14 protein-coding genes and 1 pseudogene are annotated in these 16,363 nt (G+C 42.0%); all 15 read left to right on the plus strand.

Going from position 1 to position 16,363, the window contains the following annotated elements; translation table 11 throughout:
• Positions 1 to 190: 190 nt before the first annotated feature.
• The 15 genes and pseudogenes from B5E62_RS04820 (at position 191) to B5E62_RS04890 (ending at position 16,265) form a co-directional block, all read left to right on the plus strand.
• Entirely contained in the window at positions 191 to 781 is a 591-nt protein-coding gene (locus B5E62_RS04820; protein ID WP_087173658.1) for an MptD family putative ECF transporter S component, read from the plus strand.
• Entirely contained in the window at positions 782 to 1,516 is a 735-nt protein-coding gene (locus B5E62_RS04825) for an energy-coupling factor transporter transmembrane component T (protein WP_087173502.1), read from the plus strand.
• Positions 1,513 to 2,976, plus strand: coding sequence for an ABC transporter ATP-binding protein (locus tag B5E62_RS04830; RefSeq protein ID WP_087173503.1), 1,464 nt, complete (start codon positions 1,513 to 1,515; stop codon positions 2,974 to 2,976). The genes B5E62_RS04825 and B5E62_RS04830 overlap by 4 nt, the downstream gene beginning before the upstream one ends.
• Before the next feature lie 34 nt (positions 2,977 to 3,010).
• Entirely contained in the window at positions 3,011 to 3,952 is a 942-nt protein-coding gene (locus B5E62_RS04835; protein ID WP_087173504.1) for a helix-turn-helix domain-containing protein, read from the plus strand.
• A gap of 106 nt (positions 3,953 to 4,058) precedes the next feature.
• A complete protein-coding gene (locus B5E62_RS04840; RefSeq protein ID WP_087173659.1) occupies positions 4,059 to 5,429 on the plus strand; it encodes an MATE family efflux transporter in 1,371 nt (456 codons plus the stop codon).
• A 1-nt stretch (position 5,430) separates the two neighbouring features.
• Positions 5,431 to 7,185 (plus strand): ABC transporter ATP-binding protein, encoded by a 1,755-nt coding sequence (locus B5E62_RS04845; protein ID WP_087173505.1) that lies wholly within the window; start codon positions 5,431 to 5,433, stop codon positions 7,183 to 7,185.
• Positions 7,182 to 8,912 (plus strand): ABC transporter ATP-binding protein, encoded by a 1,731-nt coding sequence (locus B5E62_RS04850; protein WP_087173506.1) that lies wholly within the window; start codon positions 7,182 to 7,184, stop codon positions 8,910 to 8,912. The genes B5E62_RS04845 and B5E62_RS04850 overlap by 4 nt, the downstream gene beginning before the upstream one ends.
• Positions 8,913 to 8,964: 52 nt before the next feature.
• Positions 8,965 to 9,378 carry a winged helix-turn-helix domain-containing protein gene (locus B5E62_RS04855; protein WP_087173507.1) on the plus strand — a complete coding sequence of 138 codons (414 nt, stop codon included), beginning with the start codon at positions 8,965 to 8,967 and terminating at the stop codon, positions 9,376 to 9,378.
• Between the two features lie 217 nt (positions 9,379 to 9,595).
• A complete protein-coding gene (locus B5E62_RS04860; RefSeq protein WP_162610257.1) occupies positions 9,596 to 10,510 on the plus strand; it encodes a helix-turn-helix transcriptional regulator in 915 nt (304 codons plus the stop codon).
• Positions 10,511 to 10,644: 134 nt separating this feature from the next.
• Positions 10,645 to 11,280, plus strand: coding sequence for a YdeI/OmpD-associated family protein (locus B5E62_RS04865; protein ID WP_087173509.1), 636 nt, complete (start codon positions 10,645 to 10,647; stop codon positions 11,278 to 11,280).
• 37 nt (positions 11,281 to 11,317) lie between these two features.
• Positions 11,318 to 12,691 (plus strand): MATE family efflux transporter, encoded by a 1,374-nt coding sequence (locus B5E62_RS04870; protein ID WP_087173510.1) that lies wholly within the window; start codon positions 11,318 to 11,320, stop codon positions 12,689 to 12,691.
• A 251-nt stretch (positions 12,692 to 12,942) separates the two neighbouring features.
• Complete coding sequence (locus tag B5E62_RS04875; protein WP_087173511.1) at positions 12,943 to 13,872, plus strand: glycosyltransferase family A protein; 930 nt, start codon at positions 12,943 to 12,945, stop codon at positions 13,870 to 13,872.
• Between the two features lie 337 nt (positions 13,873 to 14,209).
• Positions 14,210 to 14,396, plus strand: a pseudogene (locus tag B5E62_RS04880) (cysteine-rich KTR domain-containing protein).
• A gap of 151 nt (positions 14,397 to 14,547) precedes the next feature.
• On the plus strand, positions 14,548 to 15,237 hold the full coding sequence (locus tag B5E62_RS04885) for a response regulator transcription factor (RefSeq protein WP_087173512.1): 690 nt from the start codon (positions 14,548 to 14,550) through the stop codon (positions 15,235 to 15,237).
• Positions 15,234 to 16,265 (plus strand): sensor histidine kinase, encoded by a 1,032-nt coding sequence (locus B5E62_RS04890; RefSeq protein WP_087173513.1) that lies wholly within the window; start codon positions 15,234 to 15,236, stop codon positions 16,263 to 16,265. The genes B5E62_RS04885 and B5E62_RS04890 overlap by 4 nt, the downstream gene beginning before the upstream one ends.
• The last annotated feature ends 98 nt before the right edge of the window (positions 16,266 to 16,363 follow it).

Here is a 16,363-nt window from a genome sequence, read left to right on the forward strand (position 1 = left end):
AGTGCTATTTTTGTAAAGTGTGTTCTTATAATTTATGAACCAACGGGAGTATATTTGAGCTATTGAGAGTGGAAGAAAATTTTTGAGATTGATATACTTAAAAATCGAAAAGGGGTACAAAATTTTTCCGTATCCCTTTTCTAAAGAAAATAGGTTAGCATCTTCTAACCAAGAAACGGAGGAACAATTTATGAATCAACAATCTTCTAAATTGCAGGCAAAAGACCTGATTACCATAGGTATTTTTACTGCAATCTACTTTGTAGTCTTTTTGGCTTGCGCTATGTTAGGGTTTATTCCAGTTTTCCTGCTGGCTATGACATTCTATGGCCCAATCATTACCGGGATTCCTTTCATGCTCTACTTAACCAAAATCAAAAAATTTGGTATGGTAACAATTACAGCGATTATCTGTGGGATTCTCATGTTTGTATTTGGCATGGGATATTTTACAATATTTACCGCGCTGATCTTCGGCCTTGCGGCTGATTTCATTTTGAAAGCCGGGAACTATACCAGCAAAAAGAATACGACATTAGCCTACGCTGTTTACAGCATTTGGTTTATTGGCAATTACATACCGCTTTATCTGACGAGGGAATCCTATTTCGCAGATTTAGTGTCTGGTTATGGACAGGAATATGTTGATACGCTTCGCGCCTATACACCTGGCTGGATGTTCCTTGTTTTACTGGCGGCCTGCTTCATCGGCGGATTGATCGGAGCCGCATTGGGAAAAGCTGTTCTGAAAAAGCATTTTGTCCGGGCAGGTATCGTTTAAGTGTCTGCTGGTCTGATTTCAGGCAACGAAAATACAGTACGCTTTACACTTGACCCACGCACAAAATTGGCTCTTGTAGCCACAGTATGCACCATTATGACAAGTGGCAGGGTTGGTGGAATCATGACCGTCATTCATCCTGTGCTGGCGTTGGTTCCATTTGCCCTGCTGTTTTTGTCTGGTCGTGTAAAAGATGCTGCTTCTTATCTATTAGCTTATGCCGCCGCATATAGTATGATTTCTTTCGTTATGCCTGTAACAAGTGGAATGATAAGTATTCTGATTGGAGCAACCGCTGGCATTATTTACCGAATGATGCCGAGCCTGATTACTGGATATTTTGTGGTAAGTACAACAAAAGTCAGCGAGTTTAATGCAGCTATGGAACGTATGCATATTTCCGGTAAAATTACGATTCCTATGTCAGTTATGTTCCGTTTCTTTCCGACCATTAAAGAGGAAAGCGCAGCAATCAAGGACGCTATGCACATGAGAGGAATCAATTCTTTGCGTAATCCTATGGAAATGTTGGAGTACCGTATGGTTCCCCTTTTAATGTCAGTTGTAAAAATCGGGGAAGAATTGTCGATTTCTGCACTGACAAGAGGACTAAGCGGAGATACAAAACGTACAAATATTTGTAAGATCGGTTTTCATCTTTCTGATCTGTTGTGTTTTCTGTTATGTATTGCCTGCTGGATATGCTTTGTGCTTCATGTAGGGGGTATGATATGATTCAACTTGAAAATGTGACCTTTACTTACAATGGAAGTGAGGAAAAAGGGAACCTGAAAAATATCAGTCTTTCCATCCGGCAGGGAGAAGTCATACTTCTCTGCGGAGAATCCGGCTGTGGAAAGACTACGTTGACCCGATTGATAAACGGGCTTATTCCGTGGTATTATGAGGGAGAATTAAATGGAATTGTCAAGGTGGATGGTAAGGAAATCCGGGAGCAGCCATTACATATTTTGAGCCGGAAAATCGGTTCTGTCTTTCAGAATCCCCGCAGCCAGTTTTTTAATGTTGATACCACCAGCGAGATTGCGTTTAGTTGTGAAAATCAGGGACTTCCAGAAGATGAAATCCGTGAGCGAATCCATCAGACGGTTTCTTTGTTTCAGATTGAAAATCTGATCGACCGGAATATTTTTCATTTATCAGGTGGTGAAAAACAAAAAATCGCCTGTGCGTCTGTATCTGCCGGAGAACCTGAAATTTTTGTTTTGGACGAACCATCTTCCAATTTGGATGTAGCGGCGATTGAGGACTTAAAGCATATCATTTCATGCTGGAAATCTGCTGGAAAGACTGTCATTATCGCAGAACACCGGCTCTATTATCTTATGGAATTGGCTGACCGCATTATTTATATGCAAAACGGTGAGATACGCCGTGAATGGACAACGGCTGATTTTTTAGGACTCTCCCAAAGGGAAGTAGAAAATTTAGGGCTGCGGCCCGCCAGCCTAAAACAGATTTATGAATTGCATATAGAAAAATCCTCTGGTTCCGGCTTCTATCAATTAAAGCAGATGGATTTTGCATATAAAGGGGAACAGCAATCGTTACATATTCCTGCGGTAAATTTTACAAAAGGGACAGCGATTGCAGTCATTGGTAAAAATGGCGCGGGAAAGAGTACCTTTCTCCGCTGTCTGTGCGGTTTAGAAAAAAGATGTTCCGGGGAAGTGCAGGACAATGGAAAATCGTACTCTTTGCGTAAATGGGCGAAAAACTGTTATCTTGTTATGCAGGATGTCAACCACCAGTTATTTACAGAGAGTGTGTTCGATGAAATTGTTTTGGGGGCTGATAATACAGACACAAATAAAGTAGAACAGGTTATGGAACGTCTTGACCTCATTTCGTTTCGTGAAAGGCATCCTATGTCATTATCTGGCGGGCAAAAACAACGGGTAGCCATAGCCGGTGCTATTTTTTCTGATAAGAAAATGCTTCTATTAGATGAGCCTACAAGTGGCTTAGACTTCCGGCATATGGAGCAGGTGGCGGAACTTATGCAGCAGCTTAAACAACAAGGAAAAACACTGCTGATCGTAACACATGACCCGGAATTTATTCTAAAGACCTGTGACAATATTATCCGTATAGAGGACGGAACAATCGCAGAGCAATACAGCCTTGATACTGCTGAAATGGGAAAGCTGTTAGATTTTTTCCACTTATATTAGTGATAGAAAATAAGTTAGAAAGTAAGGTGACGGAATGGGTGAAACGAAAAAAAAGCCGTATTATAAATCAGATACTTGCGAAGTGAGCCGTATGGAAAATGAAACCGGCGACGGGATTTCTACGGCTTTTCGGGTGTTCCCCGGTATTTATCTGCTTCATTCTGATTTTCATATGCAGGAGTGTCCTACGGTTAAAAGTGAGGACGCTGATATTCTTTGGCTGGATTTTTGCAGGGAGGGCCGTGTAGAATGGGAAATTTCCAAGGATAAATACGTTTATCTGGAATCAGGAAACTATGTGATTGATATTCGGGCAGGACGTAAATTTACCCTCCACTTTCCAATGGGACATTACCACGGAATCAGCCTGCGTATTCACATGAAAGAAGCAAATCAGGCGTTGGCAGACTTTATAAAGGGTGTAAATATTGATGTTTATACCATCAGGGATAAGTTTCTTTCAGAGGGGCAGCCCTTTATTACAAAAGGAAATGAAATCATCCATCATATTTTCGAGGAAATTGAGCAAGTACCGTGGGATAGCAGCGGCGAATACTACAAGATCAAAGTATTGGAAATCCTGTTTCAGTTAAAAAACATGGAACGCCCCAAAGAACAGATCGAGAGGCCCTACTTTGTGAAACAGCAGGTTGAAATTGTGAAAGAAATACGCGATTTTATTACCGCTTCTCCAGAACAGCATTATACGATGGAGGAATTGTCCAAACGGTTTGAAATACCTGTTTCCAGCCTGAAACGCTGTTTTAAGGGAGTGTATGGAACGGCAATCTATTCTTTCATGCGTTCTTACCGTATGGATATGGCAGGTCATTTGCTGGCGGAAACCGGCGAAACCGTAGCTGCGATTGCGGCTAAAGTGGGTTATACAAATTGCAGTAAATTTTCAGAAGCATTTAAGGAGGCCACGGGAATGACGCCGATTGATTATCGTAAATTCAAAAGCCATCGGGAGTAGGTTTGAGCCGTAGAGAGTGGATGAAAAAAATAAATACCAGTACAATAAGTGGTAGGTTAGAAAGAGCTAATCTATCACTTATTTTTTTGATTGCGAGGTGTTCAAAATGAAAACTTCTGACAGTAGAACAAAGTTGCTGACAGAACGCCCAATACCTCTTATGATTTCCCTTTGTGTTCCTGCGGTAATCGGTATGTTGGTAGTTGGGCTGTACTCTTTTATGGATGGAGTATTTGTAGGACAAATGGTAAGTACAGCCGGTGTAGGCGCGGTATCTGTTTCCTACCCGTTTACTTTGATTAACAACGGGCTTGCGATTATGGTAGGCGTCGGCTCCGCTTCGGTATTATCACGGGCTATTGGAAAAAAAGACCAAGCCACCGTTGACAAAATCATGGGTAACTTGATTATGATGATTGTTGTCTGCTCCCTGATTATTACTGTGATCGGAACGGTATTTACCCGTCAAATCTTGCTTCTTTCCGGCGCTTCCAGGGAAACTCTGTCCCTTGCAGTAAAGTATCTTAGAATTGTCTTTTTAGGCTCTGTATTTGTAAACTTTTCACAGGCGGCTAATATGGTAATGCGCGGCGAGGGCTTATTGAAACGCGCCATGACAATTATGGGAATCGGCGCAGTTTTGAATATTGTCCTTGACCCTATTTTGATTTCCCTGCTGAATCCATTGGGAATGGGAATTGAAGCGGCAGCTTACGCAACAATCTTCTCCCAATTCGTTCAGGCGGCAATCACACTTTGGTATTTCGTGAAAAAGAGCAAAAATGTCCGTATCTGTAAAATCCGGTTTGAGCGTACTCTGGTGCCAGAGATTGTCGGCGTGGGAATTTCTGCTATGTTAATGCAGGTTACAACCTTGCTTCAGCAAACAGTTCTCTATAACGTAGCTGCTAACTATGGCGGTGATACATGGCAAACCTTACTAGGTGTTGCCCTGCGTATTCAGTCTTTTGCCTTTATTCCTGTTTGGGGAATCAGCCAGGGATTCCAGCCCGCCGCCGGGACAAATTATGGAGCAAAACAATATGACCGGGTAAAAACACTCGCAAAAGTTTTTATGATTGGCGCGACGTTAGTTTCACTCCTGTTCTATATTCCCATTGAACTTGCGCCGAAAGCTGTTATGTCTTTGTTTATTACTGACCCGACGATTGTAGATCAGGGAGTAGCAAATTTCCGCATCTTCTTTAGTTCTTATATTTTGCAAGGCTCCATGATTGTAATTATCACGCTGTTGCAGGCATTGGGACGGGCGAAAAAAGCCAGTATCATGTCGCTTCTTCGGCAGATTGTTCTTTTTATCCCCTGTGTCATGATTTTGCCTATGATTGCTGATATGGGTATCAGAGGTGTTTGGGCGGCTCCCGCAGTAGTGGATGTCATTATTTTTATTATCTGCGCCGGAATTGCGGTTATTGAATTTCGCAGAATGTCCCTATTGAAAAAGGAGGTGTGCTGAAATGGAACAGAAAAAACAATCCTTTATGCAGGCATTGGATGAATTTATACGCCCTAATCGTCAAGGCTATCTATTTTCTGTACTTACCAGCATTTTAGGCGTGGCTTGTAGTATTGTTCCCTATATTTGCGCTGGTCAGATTATAACAGAACTGATTCAGGGCCAAACATCTGTGCAGAAAATTTTACCGTGGATATTATTGGCACTTGCAGGATATTTCCTAAAGGTATGCTTTTTAAACCTATCAACTTCTCTGTCGCACAAAGCTACATTTTCTACATTGGAGGCTTTAAGAAAAGCTATGGTAGAAAAATGGCAGCGCGTCCCTATGGGATATTTTCAAAATAATACTCTGGGAAGTTTGAAAACATCCTTTGTTGATCGTATCGACAGTATGGAGCCAATTTTAGCCCATATGTTCCCGGAAATGACAGCAAACCTTTTGGTTCCTGTCGCTATTTTAATCTATCTGTTTTTGTTGGATTGGCGTATGGCCTTAATTTCTTTAATTGTTCTTCCCATAGGTTTTGCTTTACAGATGGGATGTATGAAAGGATTTGCAGAGAAGTATAAAGAACAGATACGAATTACAAAGAAATTAAATACAACACTTGTTGAATATGTCAATGGAATTGAAGTTATAAAAGCCTTTAATCAGTCGGCTACATCTTATCAAAAATTTACTGACGCTGTAAATGAAAACGCCGCATTTTATGTAAATTGGATGCACGACACACAAAAATATATGGCAAGTAGCCGTGCGGTTATGCCTACGGTTCTCGCTACGGTTCTTCCCTTTGGCGTGCTTTTCTACTTGCAGGGTTCTCTTTCTGCGTCTGCCTTTGTTATGATTATGATTCTATCATTGGGAATTATAAAACCGTTATTGGCCGTTGTAGATTATACGGATAATTTCGCTATGTTAGGTACGATTGCCGGGGAAGTCCGCACAATATTGGACGCGCCGGAGCTGATACGTCCAGCACAGGAAATCAAGATAACAGATACCGCAATCTCTTTGGAAAATGTTCGGTTCCATTATAATGCAAATACAGAAGTTTTACATGGAATTGATTTGAACATTATGCCAGGAACAGTAACCGCGTTAGTCGGAGCGTCGGGCAGCGGGAAATCGACGATTGCCAAACTGATTGCAGGTTATTGGGATGTTACGGACGGTTCTATTAAGTTAGGGAATATTGATCTGCGAAATATTCCTGCGGAGCAGTTGACAAATCTTATTGCTTACGTTTCGCAAGACAATTTCCTCTTTGACGATACCATCCGCGAAAATATCCGAATGGGAAATCCCAAAGCCACAGATCAGCAAGTCGAACAAATGGCGAAAGCGGCAGGATGTGATGAATTTATCCGTGAGCTGCCCGCTGGTTACGATACAAAGGTTGGAGAAAGCGGCGGCCAGCTTTCTGGCGGAGAGCGCCAAAGAATTGCGATTGCCCGCGCTATGATGAAAAATGCGCCGATTATTATTCTCGATGAGGCGACCGCCTACGCTGACGTTGAGAATGAAGCAATTATGCAGGAAGCGATTGCAAAGTTGATTACAGGAAAAACCTTGCTTGTTATTGCACATCGGTTGTCTACAATTACGGACGCAGACAATATTGTAGTTGTTGAAAATGGTAAAATCGCGGCTCAAGGTCAACATTCTTATCTCTTAAAAAATTGTGACTTGTACCGCAAGATGTGGGCGGCCAATCAGGAAGCCGCAGATGAAAAGGAGGCGGTATTATGATTCGGACATTAAGAAAAATATGGGCTTTCTCTGGTTCCAAAAAAGGCGTGTTGGCAAAGGCTCTTATCGCAAGTATATTAAATGCTGTTTTTGAATCGCTGCAATTCGGAGCTATTATGATTGCGCTTCAAACGATTTTAGGAAACCAGATCGTTAGCCATCCTGTTTTCGTAATTTCTGGCATTATGCTGATTAGCATTTTAGGAAAAGCTGCCACTGGCTTTTTCAGTAATCAGGGCATGACAGAAGCGGGGTACTATATGTGCGCTGAAAAAAGAACACATATTGCAGATTTGATGAAATATGTACCTATGGGCTATTTTAATAAAACAAGCATGGGGAACATTACCGCTGTACTTACTTCTGTTATGGGAGATATTGAAAATACGGCTCCCCGTTCCTTGATTCTGATGTTTGGCGGCTTTATTCAGGCTGTTATTGTATCTGCTGCATTACTATTTTTTGATGTGCGGATTGGTCTGGTAATGCTTATTGGGATTGTATGTTTCTTGTTTGCTACTTCTCTCTATAATAAGCGTGTAGGTAAAAATGCCCCTCAAAAACAAAAAGCGCAGACAGACCTTGTAAAAAATACAATGGAGTTTTTAGGCGGAATCAGTGTTATTAAATCCTTTGGGCTAAAGGGCCGTAATTCTAATATTATGCGTTCTGTTGAAAACAGTACAAAGGAAAACCTGAATCTGGAATATGCGATTATCCCTTTTACCATGTTTCAGGAAATGATTCTTTATGTGTTTGATATAGCAATTATCGCATTGGCAATCAGTTTTTATTTTTCTGGCACAATGGCTTTAGCAGACTGTTTGTTAATGATTGTTGCTGCGTTTATGGTATATGCTTCTCTGCTCTCGGCTGGAAATATGGTTGCAGCATTGGGCCTGATGGATGTCGCTATGGAGCAAGTAGAAGCCCTTGATAACACGCCGCGTATGGATTTTAACGGAAAAGAAATCTCGGTAAAAAATACAGATATTACTCTCTCTGATGTTTCCTTTTCCTATGACAAGAGCGAAACCTTACAACATATATCGTTCCGTATTCCAGCCAAAAGTTTTACAGCGATTGTAGGGCCATCCGGCAGCGGAAAGTCAACCCTATGCCACTTGATTTCCCGATTTTGGGATGTGAACCACGGCAGCATTAAGTTAGGCGGAATTGACATCCGTGATTATACTCTGGATAGTTTGCTGGCGAATATAAGCATGGTCTTTCAAAATGTTTATTTGTTTCAGGATTCTGTTATCAATAATATTCGCTTCGGAAAACCAGACGCTACAATGGAGGAAGTAGAAGCGGCTGCGAAAGCGGCTTGTTGCCACGATTTTATTATGTCTTTACCCAATGGATATGAAACAATCATTGGTGAGGGCGGCTCTACTTTATCTGGTGGAGAGCGTCAGAGAATCTCGATTGCCAGAGCTATTTTGAAAAATGCGCCTGTGATTATCCTCGATGAAGCGACTTCCAGCATTGATCCAGAAAATGAGCGACAGCTTCAAATGGCGATTGAGGCATTAACAAAAGAAAAGACAGTAATTATGATTGCACACCGCTTGAAAACGATTCGTGGTGCCGATCAGATTATTGTGCTGGACAAGGGAAAGATCGTTCAGACTGGTACGCACAAAGAATTGCTTGCACAGTCGGGAATTTACTCTGATTTTATCGCAATTCGGCAAAAAGCAATCGGTTGGAAACTGACTTAACTATGAAAACGAAAAATGAAAAACTACGAATAGCCTTGTAATGAGTAGTATAATGGATAAAGTTGAGATTATTCTCCGGACTACAACCTCCTCTGGAAAAGTAACAGAACAGCTATTAGCAGAATTTGATATCGAGCGAACTATAACTGAGAAAAAAGCAGTTCTTCAGTATTCTGGTCTTTCTATTGACCTGGTTCAGCATCAGATTTCCTATCAGGGGAAATTGCTGCAGATGACAACGTATGAATTTCAGGTGTTGGCCTATCTTGCCTACGATCCGGGAAAAGTGTTCACGAAAGAGCAGATTTATCAGAATGTCTGGAAACAGGAGCCAGCGGATACGGATAATGCGGTGTGTTGCATCATATCCGGCATCCGTAGGAAGCTGCGGAAGGTTACAACAAAAGAATACATCCAGACGGTGTGGGGAACTGGATACAAGTTTGTAGATATCCCAGGGGAGTGATCCCCTGGAATTTTTGTGCAGTTTTATATTTATATTGGATTTTTAGTCTGAGAAAAGTCGTAGTGTTTATCATATTGCATTATGTGGTTATTGAGGCACAATTTCAATTTTGTTCATTGTTTTGTATCAGAATGGGAACTGCACAGTGATTGTACTCTTGAGAAGAATAGAATATAATAGAGGCAACCAAAAGGCGATAATGAAAGAGGCTACGATAATGAAAAATGCACGATTATTGGAAATATTGCTGATATTGTTAGAAAAGCGAAAAACCACATCAATAGAATTGGCTTCTCATTTTGAAGTGTCTGTCAGGACTATTTACCGGGACATAGACTTATTATCGCAAATAGGTATTCCTCTATATACATCAACCGGGAAAAATGGCGGTATATTTTTGATGGATGGCTTTTCTGTGGATAAGACTTTGCTACTAAAAGAGGAACAGCAAAATTTATTTTCCGTGTTACAATCAATCGACAGCATACCCGGTGTAGATATAAATTCTATAAAGCAAAAGTTCGCTGCTCTGTATGCGTTTAATCAAAGCCAATCGAAAGATGAATGGTTAGACATCAATCTAACAGGGTGGCTTTCTGATCCAGCACTTTTTGAGAAAATCAGGAAAGCAATCATTGAAAAGGATCGGATTGAATTTATATATACAAATGTTCGCGGAGAAGAACAAAAAAGGATTGTTGAGCCGCGAAAGCTGACTTTCCGATATAGAACATGGTATCTGTATGGCTTTTGCCATTTAAGAAATGATTATCGAATGTTCAAGGTAAGCAGAATACGGGAATTGAATGTACTGCAAGAAAAGTTTGAAGATCGTCCTTATACCCTGCCTCCTATTTACACGAATACAGCGGCCGAAAATCAGATAGACTTGACCTTAGATTTTTCCATTCAAGCAGCACCGTATATATATGATTTATTTGGGGATAAAGACATCTCCCGTATTTCTGATAACAAGATACGGTTATCCATGAAGCACGTTGACGAAGAATGGCTTTATCATTGTCTGATGTTTTTCGGAGATCAGGTTACAGTGATAGCGCCTGATTGTGTAAAAAAAGAGCTGCGGGAAAGGCACAAAGCAGCTTACAAGAAAATGGACGCAGGAACATAAAAGCAGGTGAAAAATTAAATCTTTTGGTGACATACCCTGTCAGTATTCGTATGGTATCTTTTCAGAGAAGGGAGCCATAAATGCCGACAGGGTTAATTTTTTCTATTTATGGCTGATTTTGGGAAAGGAACACAATGGAAGTAAAACAAGACGAAATTCTTAAAATAAGCAGCCGCCAAGAGCTGCGCCAATGGTTTGTATCTAACGGGCTATCCGAAAAATGCTGTTGGGTAGTTGTGAGTATGCGGGAAAAGGCAAACACCCTGCTGTATTTGGATGTTGTAGAGGAAGCATTATGTTTTGGCTGGATTGACAGCACAAGGAAAAAAACGCCGGATGGTACATTGATCCAACGCCTGTCCCGCAGGCTGAAAAATGGAAACTGGACAGAACTTAATAAGGAGCGTGTCCGCAGACTTGAATATCTGGGCCTTATGACTAACGAGGGCCGAAAATTTCTGCCGGAAGATATGGACGTCTCCCAGTTTACAATTCATCCAACGATTATGCTTGCATTAAAATCTGACCCCGCTGTTTATAAAAATTTTGTTTCATTTCCATCTCTTTATCAGCGGGTGCGGATAGATACAATCCAGAGTCGTCTAAAAAGAAAGGAGCCTGAAATTTTCAAACGCCGCTTAGAGAAATTCCTTACCTGCACAAGAGAAAACAAAATGTATGGTGAATGGAATGATAACGGACGGTTGCTTAATTATAAAGATATTGGCACAAATCCATTGGAAAACGGCCCACCCTTTATAAAAGTCTGAAACTGACAGATACTTTTACGCAATTAAGGAGGTTAAAATGAGCCAAGAAATATCACAAAGTAAAACAGAACGGTTAGGTACTGGCCCTTTAGCAAAGTTGCTGGTTGGGATGTGTGTACCGCCTATGTTCGGTATGCTTGTCCAGGCATTATACAATATTGTGGACAGCATTTACATCAGCAGGATTGAAGATAGCGAGAAAGCCCTTTCTGCATTATCCTATGTATTTCCCGTTCAAACGTGTATTACTGCTTTTTCCTTGTGCGTCGCTATGGGAACAAGCATTTTGGTTTCAAAGCATTTAGGGGAACGAGATAAAGAACAGACAAATTCCGTGGCGACAAATGGATTTTGTTTAGCGATTATCAATGCGATTTTCTTTATGATCGTCGGTATTTTTTTCTCGAAGCTGTATTTCTCTATGTTTACAAACGACACGGATATCATTCGCTACGGCACAATCTATATGCGGATTATCATGACCTTTTCTTTTGGTGTCCTGATTGAAGCAACTTGCAGCCGTATCATACAGGGAACCGGCAATATGAAAGACCCTTTGATTTCTCAAATGATTGGAGTAGTTACCAATATAGTCCTTGACCCGTTGTTTATATTCGGAATTGGATTTTTCCCCAAATTGGGAGTGACCGGCGCTGCGATTGCCACTGTAATCGGACAAATCTTAGCCATGCTGTATTTGACAAGAATACTTTTTACCAAAACAGAAAATGTTGAAATATCCATACGGCATAACAAGCTAAATAGAAAAACGATTGGGGAAATTATTCAATTAGGGCTGCCTGTGTTTTCACAAGAATTTTTTACATCTATTGCAGGCGTTTTGTTTAATGGCATTTTGTCAATGTATAGTGCGACAGCGATTGCCGTGTATGGAATAGGCTATAAATTGCAGCAACTGCTATTTTTGCTCGTCGCTGGTATGTCATTGGGTGGATTGCCTGTATTATCCTATAACTTTGGAGCAAAGAACAAAGACCGATTTTTAAGGTGCTTGAAATACCTATTGATTGCGTCAACTGCGTTATTGATGATAGGGCTGCTTGCATTTCATGTTTTTTTCAATCAAATTGTAGGACTATTTGCAACCAGTACAGAAATGGAAGAGATCGCCCAAATTGCTTTCCGTTCCATATCGTTTTCTTTTATCTTCATCGGTGCAAATACGATTATTATGGTAGCCTTTCAGAGTGTTGGAAGATATATTCCCTCTCTGCTAATTACCTCTTTCCGCGTCCTTGTTTTAGCAATTCCGGCAGCATGGATTTTAGGGAAAGCATTTGGTTTAGACGCTATTTGGCTGGCTTTTGCTGTTGGTGAGGGATTGTGCTGTGCAATCTTTTCTCCTGTCGCGTATAAAATTTTTCACTCTGTATGGAATACAGATAATTGACAGATAGTAGTTAATATTGGAAGAAAGTCTTAAAAAGCTGCCGGACGACGGCAAAGAAAAAAAGCCGTCGTTCAGCAGTCTTTCCCCCTGCGCTGGCTACCGCCAGCTACTCCCTTTGTGTACTTGCCACCCGGAAACACCTTGCGCAGCAGGAGGTTGCCGTCCAACAAGTTGACAATTCATCTATTTTCAAGTTTATAGAGTCGTAGTATAATAGACGAGAGAAAAGGAAAATAATGGAGAGCAGTATAATGGACAATAGAGCTGAGTGTTGTATAGCTAAAGATGTTGAAGCAGTTATTACAAGTTTTAATCAAGGAGATATGATTCTCGAAGCAGTCCGTTCATTATGCGAACAGACTGTACTGCCATCAAAAATTATTATTGTGGACGATGGCTCGACAGATAAAACTTCTTTGGACATATTGAATGCAATTAAGACAGACACTACTATTCCTATTCCGATTGTTGTGATACAGCAGCCAAATAGCGGTGTATCAGCGGCGAGAAATACTGGGATTCGTAAGTCAGAAACACCATTGGTACTTGTACTTGATGGAGACGATAAAGTTAAGCCCTCATATATTGAGCAAGTTTGTAAGTTGTTGCACGAAAATGCTTCAATGGTAGCGGCTTCATCATGGATGAATACCTTCGGTGTGCTTGATTCCGTAATTTGTCCAAGTGGAGGAAATGTAAACAAATTTCTTTCACGTAATTGTTGTCCAGCAACGCATATTCTTCGGCGTGAAGTATGGGAAAAAAGTGGTGGATATGATGAATCTATGCGTTCTGGTTTTGAAGATTGGGATTTCTTTTTAAGTATGTTGGAAACAATACCGAATGCACATATCGGGATTGTCCCTGAACCATTAATTGATTATCGCACTGCGCCTGCTTCATCGAATGTCAAGAGTATGTCAAAACGGCTTGAACTAATGCGTTTTATAATAAGAAAACATAATCAATCTTATCAGGCACATATAGAAGATGCCATATTGGGAATTGAAACCATATCCATGTTCAGACTGGATGGATGGGAAAATGAAATATGCCATACCTTGAAAGAAAAACAAATTTTAAGCCAAGCATCTAAAGATTTTATCAAAAGCCCATCATATGGTGATGGAGGGATGGCTGCTGCTGTTCGCATTGTATCCAATCATCAATTCATCAATTAAATGTTCCGATAAGCAACATATCTTCGAGCCGTCCTAAATGACAGCCTATGAGAAAACACCGGACACATGGCCAGCAGGCCGCCGTGTCCGGTGTTTTCTTATGGGTTTCCCTACGCATTTCAAAGCCTGTTTTGGCGGAGATTGGATAAATCCTATTGCCACCCCGTCAACCGTTTGTCAGAAGTTCGTTGCGGCGGCCTTTCAGCGGCTTAACTGCGTAGACGCGAGGCATATTCAACCGGTCCATCCCCGGCTACCACAATGAAATTGAAATCTGAAAACACAGGCGGAAGTATGACAATAAAGAATACAGACAGAGGTGCATTAGCTGCATTAGCTGCAGGAAGAACAATGGATATTATGCCCAATATGTAGTAACAAAACGCGACTTAAAATCAGAGAGGATACCGAACTAAAAAAAATCCTCTTTACTGTCCTAAATGTAAACAAGAACTTTAGTCAATGCCTATAAACTAAATATATCAGTTATCAAAGAGCCAGACGCTAAGACGCAGAGCCGATAACACACAAGGCAATCCCACTTGCGGTAAGATATGATAAAATAGTAAATACTTTATATCGGAACAAAACGTGCCCCTTTTTTATTTTAGGACATTTCTGCAACATTTCCCATTATACTAAAAGATAGTATAATGACATGGAGGGAGTGAGTATATGAGAAAGATACTGATTGTGGAGGACGATATTCTCCTGAACCGGACTCTGGGATATAACCTGGCGTCTGATGGATATGAAGTCACAGCAGCCTATAATTACAAGGATGCTGTTTCCCATTTGAAAGCAATCGAGTTTGATATTGCGCTTCTGGACATCAATCTGCCGGATGGCAGCGGTCTTGACCTCTGTGAAGAAATCCGGGGGCGCGGCCAGCATACCTATATCATTTTTATCACCGCCAATGACAAGGAAAGCGATATGCTGAAAGGTTATGAAGCAGGCGGCGCTGACTATGTGACAAAGCCCTTTTCCGTGACGGTGCTGTGCAAAAAGGTGGCGGCGGTCTTTGCCAATCTGGAGTTGCGCGCGCCCCGGCACGATCTGTTTGATGATGGATTTCTGAAAATCGACTTTTCCGAGCAGCGGGCATCCCTTGGCGGGGAGCCGCTAGACTTCACTCCGAAGGAATACCGCACCCTGTTTCTGTTCGTGAAAAACCCCCGGATTATCCTGACCAAGCGGCAGATTTTAGAGAAGCTGTGGGACATTGATGGAGATTTCGTGGACGAGCATACCCTGACCACCATCATCAGCCGTATCCGCAAGAAAATCGAAACAGACGAACATAAGTATATCAAGACGGCCTACGGCATGGGCTATCAGTGGATCGGCGGTGAGCAGGCATGAAGCTGGAAAATTTATCTGTCAAAAAGTTTCTGCGGCTCATTACGGTTGGCCTGCTGACCACCTCTTTCCTGATGCTGCTGGGCTTGTTTCTGGTTACGAAAAACCTGCGGGTGGTTTTGTACGGCGGGCTACTGACCGCTGTGTTTCTGGTATGGGGCGGGATCTTCCTGCACTACTTTCAACGGAAGCTGACCCTGTTCACCGACAGCCTATGCCGGACGCTGGATGACATGATGGACAGCACCGCACGGCCAGAAATGGACTATGAAGCGGAAACGCTGCTGGCGCGGATCAGCCACCGCCTGGAACGGCTCTACAACATCATGCAGAAAGACCGGAACACGGTCGCAAAGGAAAAAGCCGATCTGCAATCTCTGTTATCGGACATTTCCCACCAGACCAAGACGCCCATTGCCAACCTGAAGATGCTCAATGAAACCATGCTGACCCGTCCGATCTCAGAGGAACAGCGGCAGGAGTTTTTGGAGGCAACCGGCAGCCAGCTTGACAAGCTGGACTTTCTGATCCAGGCAATGGTGAAAACTTCCCGGTTGGAGGCCGGCGTGATTACGCTGGAGAAAAAAGATGCTTCCATAGAGGAAACTCTGGTGAATGCCATCAATGGGATTCTGGCCCCGATGGAGAAAAAAGGCATTGAACTGACTGTGGATTGCCCGGAAGGATTAACCATTTCCCACGACAGCCGCTGGACTTCCGAGGCCCTGTTTAATCTGCTTGACAATGCGGTGAAGTACACGCCTGCTGGCGGTAACATCCATGTGTCCGTTCAGGATTGGGAAATGTACTGGAAAATTGATGTTGCCGACACAGGCCGGGGTATCCCGGAGCAGGAACAGGGTGCCATTTTCAAACGGTTCTACCGGGAAGAAGCGGTGCATGAGGTGGATGGGATCGGCATTGGCCTGTATCTGGCCCGTGAGATCATCACCATGCAGGGCGGCTACATTCTGGTGACTTCCGAGGTTGGGAAGGGTTCCACCTTTTCGGTATTCCTGCCACGAGAATAATCAAGCGGCGGCCTGTACGGGCTGCCGCTTTTTTCAAAAAAATATCACAATATGGATTTTAGGACATTTCTGCAACAATTCAACTTTAGACTGTATTC

The sequence above is a fragment of the Lachnoclostridium sp. An118 genome, from assembly GCF_002160985.1.
Taxonomy (GTDB): Bacteria; Bacillota; Clostridia; order Lachnospirales; family Lachnospiraceae; genus Claveliimonas; species Claveliimonas stercoravium.